This window comes from Kordia sp. (assembly GCF_045105435.1).
Lineage (GTDB): Bacteria > Bacteroidota > Bacteroidia > Flavobacteriales > Flavobacteriaceae > Kordia.
The window spans coordinates 1-8324 of sequence record NZ_JBGCDL010000032.1 but is presented as its reverse complement, the minus strand read 5'-3'; the positions used below and the strand labels follow the sequence as shown (position 1 = coordinate 8324).

General features: G+C 34.0%; 8 protein-coding genes and 1 pseudogene. 7 read left to right on the top strand and 2 right to left on the bottom strand.

Going from position 1 to position 8324, the window contains the following annotated elements; genetic code table 11:
- Positions 1-213 (top strand): hypothetical protein (locus tag AB8B65_RS01345; RefSeq protein WP_405298992.1); only part of this gene is annotated, 213 nt, incomplete at its 5' end.
- A 294-nt stretch (positions 214-507) separates the two neighbouring features.
- Here AB8B65_RS01345 and AB8B65_RS01340 read toward each other — a convergent pair.
- The gene (locus AB8B65_RS01340) at positions 508-1458 is read right to left on the bottom strand and encodes a phosphoribosylaminoimidazolesuccinocarboxamide synthase (protein WP_405298991.1); all 951 of its coding nucleotides are present in this window, start codon (positions 1456-1458) and stop codon (positions 508-510) included.
- 749 nt (positions 1459-2207) lie between these two features.
- The gene (locus tag AB8B65_RS01335; protein WP_405298990.1) at positions 2208-3161 is read right to left on the bottom strand and encodes a PhoH family protein; all 954 of its coding nucleotides are present in this window, start codon (positions 3159-3161) and stop codon (positions 2208-2210) included.
- Between the two features lie 108 nt (positions 3162-3269).
- Between AB8B65_RS01335 and AB8B65_RS01330 the strand changes: the two genes are divergently transcribed.
- The 6 genes and pseudogenes from AB8B65_RS01330 to AB8B65_RS01305 form a co-directional block, all read left to right on the top strand.
- Positions 3270-4100: an S-adenosyl-l-methionine hydroxide adenosyltransferase family protein gene (locus tag AB8B65_RS01330; protein WP_405298989.1), complete on the top strand. Its 831-nt coding sequence runs from the start codon at positions 3270-3272 to the stop codon at positions 4098-4100.
- Positions 4101-4103: 3 nt separating this feature from the next.
- On the top strand, positions 4104-4400 hold the full coding sequence (locus AB8B65_RS01325; RefSeq protein ID WP_405298988.1) for a putative quinol monooxygenase: 297 nt from the start codon (positions 4104-4106) through the stop codon (positions 4398-4400).
- Between the two features lie 75 nt (positions 4401-4475).
- Entirely contained in the window at positions 4476-5291 is an 816-nt protein-coding gene (locus tag AB8B65_RS01320; RefSeq protein ID WP_405298987.1) for a class I SAM-dependent methyltransferase, read from the top strand.
- A complete protein-coding gene (gene gldF / locus AB8B65_RS01315; RefSeq protein WP_405298986.1) occupies positions 5292-6017 on the top strand; it encodes a gliding motility-associated ABC transporter permease subunit GldF in 726 nt (241 codons plus the stop codon).
- Between the two features lie 2 nt (positions 6018-6019).
- Entirely contained in the window at positions 6020-7678 is a 1659-nt protein-coding gene (gene gldG / locus AB8B65_RS01310) for a gliding motility-associated ABC transporter substrate-binding protein GldG (RefSeq protein WP_405298985.1), read from the top strand.
- A 152-nt stretch (positions 7679-7830) separates the two neighbouring features.
- Positions 7831-8324, top strand: a pseudogene (locus AB8B65_RS01305) (DNA polymerase III subunit beta); the annotation flags it as partial.

The following is an 8324-nucleotide window of genomic DNA, read 5'->3' as shown; positions in this document are numbered from 1 at the left end:
CAAAATTTACAGATTGAATATACAAGTATGTTGATTGAAATGTTGACAGGAAGATCAAACGGACGTTTTAATAATATTGCGAAATCTATGGCGATTTACAACTTAAAAACAATCCGAAGATATACAGTAAATGGTTTGGGTAATTTGGCGACAAAAGCACACAAAGCACACTTAAAAACATTGATTGATAATGCAATGAAAGAGATTAAATAGTTGCGCTAGTTGTTGGTTTTTAATTGTTAGAACTATCAAACAGCATTTCAACTATTACCAAATACTTTACTAAAAAAGGCTGTCTAAAAAGCTGTTAAGAGTGTCATTCTGGACTTCATCCAGAATCTCATTGAGTTGAGTTTCAACTGTGATGAGAAACCGAATCAAGTTCGGTTTGACGACTTATCGACTTTTAGACAGCCTTTTTATATTTTTATGAATGCTCTTTAATTTAAGATTACACTAGTTATTACAGAAATATAATTAGAATCAACTAAAACAAGCAACTGACAACTATTTTTTCAAAAAAGAAACTACGTTCTCCTCTATTCTATTTAAAATATTGGAAACATCTGCTTTTTCAAACGTATCTCCTGTAATGTTTTCGTATAATTCAATATAACGATCGGAAACAGAGTCAATATATGCATCACTCATAAAAGGAACTTTTTGACCTTCTAAACCTTGAAAGTCATTGCTGATTAACCATTGACGTACAAATTCTTTCGATAATTGTTTCTGAGGTGCTTGCTTAGCTTGCAATTCTTCGTATGTATCTGCATAGAAATAACGAGAAGAATCTGGTGTGTGAATTTCATCAATTAGAAGGATTTTGCCCTCTTTTGTTTTTCCGAATTCATATTTCGTATCCACCAAAATCAAACCGCGTTCTTTGGCGATTTTTGTTCCTTCTTCAAATAACAATCGTGTGTATTTTTCTAATTGAATATAATCTTCTTCAGAAACAATTCCTTTGGCTAAAATGGCTGAACGAGAAATATCTTCATCATGTTCGCCCATTTCCGCCTTTGTAGCTGGTGTAATGATTGGCGCAGGAAATTTATCGTTTTCAATCATTCCTTCTGGCATTGCAACACCACAAAGTATACGTTTTCCTGCTTTGTATTCGCGTGCAGCATGACCAGACATATACCCACGAATCACCATTTCTACCTTAAAAGGTTCGCAATTGTGACCAATAGCTACATTTGGATCTGGTGTCGCAATCAACCAATTTGGCACCAAATGTTCGGTAGCTTTCATCATTTTTGTGGCAATCTGATTCAGAATTTGTCCCTTAAACGGAATTCCTTTTGGCATCACCACATCAAAAGCAGACAAACGATCAGAAGCTATCATCACCAAAAGATCATCGTTTATTGTATATACTTCACGTACTTTTCCTGTGTATTTTGCAGTTTGATTCGGAAAGTTAAAATTCGTCTCCGTAATTGTGTTACTCATTGTGTTGTTGTTAGTTGTGGGTTGTTGGTTGTGTATTCGTTTATTGGTTATTCATTATTCGTCAATTTGTTTGAATAACTTCCAAAAAACATAAAACTTAAATACATTTATTATAAAACTCAAAAGGTTCTTAGAAAGCACTTTTACATTTTAAATTCGTTATTTAGTATTTGTTTATTCGTTATTCGTTATTTGTTTGAATAACTTCCAAAAAACATAAAAACTTAAATACATTTATTATAAAACTCAAAAGGTTCTTAGAAAGCACTTTTACATTTTAAATTCGTTATTGGTTATTTCAATTTTTCAAAACGTCATTTCGAGTAAAATTCTGAAAGAATTTAGTATCGAGAAATGCTTTGAAACTAAATCTCATAAATTCATAGTACTTCTCGATACAATTTTATTCTAAAATCACTCGAAGTGACGTCTTGTAATTCAAAAACTTATAAATTCATTATTCGCTATTCGTCAATTTGTTTGAATAACTTCCAAAAAACATAAAACTTAAATACATTTATTATAAAACTCAAAAAGTTCTTAGAAAGCACTTTTACATTTTAAATTCGTTATTCGTTATTCGTTATTCGTTATTTGTTGATTTGTTTATTCGTTATTTTAAAATGCTTACTTCATAGTACTTCTCGATACTATTTTTCTTCATTTTATTACAAAAAATCACTCGAAGTGACGTTTAGCTATTTTATTTGAAACTTCTCAATACTCAATACTAACATCTCAATACTAAATCAATTCTGATGTTCAATACTCTTATACGCTTCAATAACTCTCTTTACCAATCGGTGACGCACCACATCTTTATCATCTAAATAGATAATTCCGATTCCTTTGACGTCTTTTAAAACCAATAATGCTTCTTTCAGTCCAGAAGTCACACGTCTTGGTAAATCTATTTGTCCAGGATCACCTGTCAACATAAATTTTGCATTTTTCCCCATACGCGTCAAAAACATCTTCATTTGCGCATGCGTAGTATTTTGAGCTTCATCCAAAATTACAAAGGCATTATCTAGCGTACGTCCACGCATAAACGCCATTGGTGCAATTTGAATGGTCCCGTTTTCTATATAATTGGCAAGTCGCTCTGGCGGAATCATATCGCGCAAAGCGTCATACAAAGGTTGCATATACGGATCTAGTTTTTCTTTTAAATCGCCCGGTAAAAAACCTAAACTTTCGCCAGCTTCTACCGCAGGACGCGTTAAAATAATTCGTTTTACTTCTTTATTCTTTAAAGCTTTTACGGCTAATGCGACTCCTGTATACGTTTTTCCTGTTCCGGCAGGACCAATAGCAAACACCATATCATTCTTGCTCATCTTATCGACCAACTTGCGTTGATTGGCCGTAATAGCTTTGATAAGTTTTCCGTTGGTTCCGTGTAACAATACTTGTCCGCTAGAATCTGACGTATCATAATCTTTAGAACTTTCGCTTGTCAATACACGCTCAATGACATTTTCGTCAATTTTGTTGTATTTACCAAAATGCTCCATAAGCATCGTTAATCGCTTATCAAACTCTTCCAATAAAGCTTCATCTCCGTAGGCTTTTATCTTATTTCCTCTCGCTACAATTTTAAGTTTTGGGAAGTATTTTTTTAGCGATTCAATGTTGGTATTTTGTTGACCAAAAAACTCTCTGGGACTGATCTCAGAAAGTTCAAAAATAATTTCGTTCAAAAGCGACTCGTATTAAAGATTAGATTTCCGTTTTGTTTTTTTAGATTTGCAAAGCAAACTTACCATTTTTTACTAAATTAAAATTAAAAAAATATCAACAATTCGCCAATGGCAATTATAACACTGACAACTGATTTTGGGGAGAAAGACCATTTTGTGGGCGCAGTTAAAGGAGCTATTTATAGTGAACTACCCGATGTCCGCATTGTTGATATCTCGCACAGTATAAATCCGTTTAGCATTACGGAAGCGTCTTATGTGATCCAAAATGCGTTTAATAGCTTTCCAAAAGGAAGTATTCATATCATAGGTATTGACTCTGAGTTGAATCCTGAAAATAAACACATTGCGCTTAAATTGGACGGTCATTTTTTCGTATGTGCCGATAACGGAATTATGAGTTTGATTGCTGCTGAGATTGTTCCTGAAAAGATTGTGGAAATAAATATTCACGATCGAATTGAAACAAATTTTCCCGTTTTAGACGTTTTTGTGCAAGTTGCTTGTCATATTGCACGTGGCGGAACGCTTGAAGTGATTGGGAAAACGATTCAAGACATAAAACATTTAACAGGCATCAAACCTGTGGTAAATACAGACGAATCGCAGATTATTGGAAATGTGATTTATATTGACAATTACGGAAATGTAGTGACGAATATCACCCGAAAACTGTTTAAAGATGTTGGAAAAGGACGCAATTTTGAAATTTCGGCACGTAATTACAAGTTCAAAACCATTCACGAATGTTACAGTGATGCCATCAATTTTAATTTAGAAAAACACAAACGTGAAGAAGATGGCAAACGATTGGCATTATTTAATTCGGCAAACTTTATAGAGTTGGCCATTTACAAAAGTAATCCGCAAACGGTTGGAAGCGCTTCTACCCTTTTTGGATTGCGATTTAGAGATACTATAACGATTAATTTTATATAGTTTATGTTTGTACGCATAGTTAAGATGAGTTTTCACTCAAAATACATTCCCGATTTTTTGGCGATGTTTGAAGAAAAAAAACAGTCGATCAAAGATCGTGAAGGTTGTGAATTTTTAGAGCTGTATCAAGACAAGAACAATCCTGAAATTTTCTTTACCTATAGCCATTGGAAACATGTAGATAATTTGGAAGCCTATCGCAATTCCGAATTGTTCAAAAATGTCTGGAAACAAACCAAAGCTATGTTTAACGACAAACCATACGCGTGGAGTGTTGATAAGTTAGTAAGTTTATCCTAAATTATAAATACTAGAAGTCATAACCAAACGTTACACAATCATAGATTCCGTAAAACGAATTGCTAGTTACAAAATATGTTAAGATCATTATATTACCGCTTATCGCCCAAACAACGATTATTACTGAGAAAGGTAGTATATGCGCCTGTTGATCTTTTTAGAAAACGTCACGAACTCGAACCGCCAAAAGGATATGTATACACAGGTCCAGGAAATTATATAGAAATTGGAAAGCTTTTTTTTAAGTATTTTAAAGACTACGGAAACATTCAGCCAAACAGCCGAATTTTAGATATTGGTTCAGGAATTGGTCGTATGGCAATTCCGTTTACCGACTTTTTAAACGCAACAGGAAGCTACAAAGGCTTTGATGTCGTTGCACAAGGAGTCAATTGGTGTACGGAACATATTACGAGTAAATATCCAAATTTTGAATTTACGCATACGCCGTTAAAGAACGATTTATACAATCTGAATACGAACGAAGAAGCCAAAAATTTTACGTTTCCGTATGAAGCGTCAAGTTTCGATTTTGCCTTTTTAACTTCCGTTTTTACACACATGATGCCCGAAGATGTTTTGCATTATTTAGGAGAAATTAACCGTGTGTTAGACAGCGAAAAAATATGTTTGGCTACTTTTTTTATTTTGGATGAAACGTCTCGCGAGCACATGACAACAAGCAAAATGAATTTTAAAGTCGATCGTGGTAATTACGCACTAATGGACGAAAAAGTAAAAGAAGCCAATGTTGCTTTTGACAAAGACTATATTTTTGCACAGTTTGAAGCAAAAGGCTTCGAAATTGCCAACTATTTTCCAGGCGAATGGTCTGGAAGAACTGAAAATACCTTATCATATCAAGATATAATTGTATTAAAAAAGAACTAAATGTTAGCCATACTCAGAAAAGAAATCAATTCCTTTTTTTCCTCGTCTATAGGATATTTGGTGATTGCCTTATTTTTAATTCTCAACGGATTATTCTTATGGTTTTTTAAAAGTGAATTCAATATTTTCAACTACGGGTTCGCAGATTTAACACCATTTTTCACCCTAGCACCTTGGATTCTTATCTTTTTAATTCCTGCCATTACCATGCGAAGTTTCTCGGAAGAAAAACGTTTGGGAACGCTAGAGTTGTTATTGACAAAACCAATTTCGGGTTGGCAAATTGTATTGGGAAAGTATTTTGGTGCGTTTGTATTGATCTTACTTGCGTTGATTCCGACACTTTTATACGTGTATACGGTTTGGAATTTAGGAAATCCCGCTGGGAATTTAGACATTGGTAGCACGCTTGGCTCCTATTTTGGATTGCTGTTTTTAATTGCGGCCTACACAAGTATTGGCGTATTCACTTCGACACTTTCGCAGAATCAAATTGTTGCATTTATTGTAGCAGTATTTATCTGTTTTGTCATGTATTTTGGTTTTGAAGGAATCGCAAATGCGGATATTTTCGGAGACCTAAATCCTACGATTGAAAAATTTGGAATGAAACATCACTTTGACAGCATTGCGCGCGGTGTTATTGATACACGCGATGTCATTTACTTTATAAGCATCACAGTTTTCTTTTTATTCTTAACTGTAGTACAACTTAAAAAACGATAAGCTTGAAAAAAGAACTCCATATTAGTGTTAAAATCGCTTTTGTCCTTATCGGATTAATCATTCTGAATGTCATTGCAAGCAGTGTATTTACTCGTTTCGATTTAACCCAAGACAAACGCTATACCTTATCAGAAGCATCAAAAAATACACTTACAACAGTAAAAACACCCATGATCATTACGGTATTCCTAAAAGGAGATTTACCAACCGAATACAAACGTTTGGCTGATGAAACCGAACAATTATTACAAGAATTTTCAGCACATAACGACAATGTAGCATATGTTTTTATTGATCCGATCAAGGAAAATGAAACTGAAAGATTGGCAAGTTATGGCATGGAACCTAGATACATTACGGAAGAAGCTGCAAATAAAGTTTCACGCGAAGTCGTGTATCCATGGGCAGTTGCTACGCACAACGATAAAACAGTAAAAATTCAATTATACAAAAATAATGTTGCAAGTTCTAATGAAGAAAAAATTGCAAACTCTGTACAACATTTGGAATATGCCTTTGCAGATGCATTTACCAAATTGACGCTTATTGAAAAACAAACAATTGCCATTTTAAAAGGAAATGACGAATTGGACGATATTTATATTGCAAGCTTTGTACAAAGTTTGCGCGATTACTATAGAATTGCTCCTTTTGATTTGAGTGCTTTTCCTGACGATCCAATAAAAACATTAAAAAACTTAGCACGTTTCGATTTAGCCATCATTCCAAAACCAACAAAAAAGTTTTCTGAACAAGACAAGTATATTCTTGATCAATACACAATGCAAGGTGGAAAATCGCTTTGGTTGGTAGAAACGGCGCAAGCTGAATTAGATAGTATCCGTGCAAAAGGAAAAACATTGGCGTTTCCTAGAGATTTAGGCTTGCAAGATTTCTTCCTAAACTACGGAATTCGTATCAATCCGAAATTAGTAAATGACATGCAATGTGCCGCGATCGGAATGGAATTCGGAGAAGGCAACAACGCACAATATTTACCTGTACAATGGCGCTACAATCCGTTAGCACAAACAGATTTGAATCATCCTATTACAAACAATACAAATTTGGTACGTTTTGAATTTGCCAATGAGATTGAGCTTTTAAAACGTGGTCCTGAGAAAACTGTATTACTTAAAAGTTCGCCACAATCTAAATTGGAAGGAATTCCGAAAGAAATTTATCTAAATGTCATCGAAAATGAACCTGCGCCAGAGACTTATCAAGGGAAAGGCAATCAAAATTTAGCGGTTTTATTAGAAGGAATGTTTCAATCTGCATTTTTGGGGAAACCTAAAAAACCGTTCCAACTAAAAGATGCAAAAAACAAAGGTGAATCTAAAATGTTAGTCATTTCGGATGGCGATGTCATTAAAAACCAAATATCACGTGGACAACCACAAGAATTAGGCTATGACATCATTACAAAACGTCAATATGGAAACAAAGAATTCCTATTAAATTCGGTAAATTACCTTTTGGATAATAACGGACTTATAAACATTCGTTCCAAACAATTAAAATTAGCATTCTTAGATACTCAGAAAGTAACCGACGAAAAAGGATACTGGCAATGGATAAACATTGGCTTTCCGCTTGCAATCCTAGCTGTTTTTGGGATTGTATTTACATATATTCGCAAACGTAAATTTGCCAAATAGTTTGTTAATAAGTTTCCTTTCTTTACAACGACATTTAAGATATATTTGTAGGAATATAACAATGTGATTCTTTTCGCATGAATTTAGCGCTTAAAAGCTATGTAATTTGACTGGGAAGAATTATTTTTGAACTTTAAATAGAACACAAACACATGAAATTTATTGTATCAAGTACATATTTATTAAAACAACTTCAAATTTTAGGAGGCGTAATTAATAATAGTAACACTTTACCTATTTTAGATAATTTCCTTTTTCAACTGAATGAAAACGAATTGAAAGTATCTGCTTCCGATTTAGAAACTACGATGTCGTCGGTTTTAACGGTAGAATCAGATAGCACAGGAAATATTGCAGTTCCTGCAAAGTTATTATTAGATACTTTAAAAACATTTCCAGAGCAACCACTAACGTTTGTTATGGAAGATAATAATACGGTTGAAATTAGCTCTAATCACGGTAAATATGCACTAGCATACGCTGATGGAGACGAATTTCCTGCTTCGGTAGAGTTGAAAGAGCCAAGCGCAACAACAATTGATGGACATGTTTTGGCTACTGCGATTAGCAAAACTATTTTTGCATCTGGAAACGATGATTTACGACCTGTAATGAGTGGCGTATTTTTCCAGTTTTCACCAGAAAA

What these genes read in the sequence shown, in the direction of transcription:
- AB8B65_RS01325 (WP_405298988.1), top strand. Translation starts at nt 4,104, where the DNA reads ATGTTTGTACGCATAGTTAAGATGAGTTTTCACTCAAAATACATTCCC.
- gldF (WP_405298986.1), top strand. Translation starts at nt 5,292, where the DNA reads ATGTTAGCCATACTCAGAAAAGAAATCAATTCCTTTTTTTCCTCGTCT.
- AB8B65_RS01320 (WP_405298987.1), top strand. Translation starts at nt 4,476, where the DNA reads ATGTTAAGATCATTATATTACCGCTTATCGCCCAAACAACGATTATTA.
- AB8B65_RS01330 (WP_405298989.1), top strand. Translation starts at nt 3,270, where the DNA reads ATGGCAATTATAACACTGACAACTGATTTTGGGGAGAAAGACCATTTT.
- AB8B65_RS01340 (WP_405298991.1), bottom strand. Translation starts at nt 1,458, where the DNA reads ATGAGTAACACAATTACGGAGACGAATTTTAACTTTCCGAATCAAACT.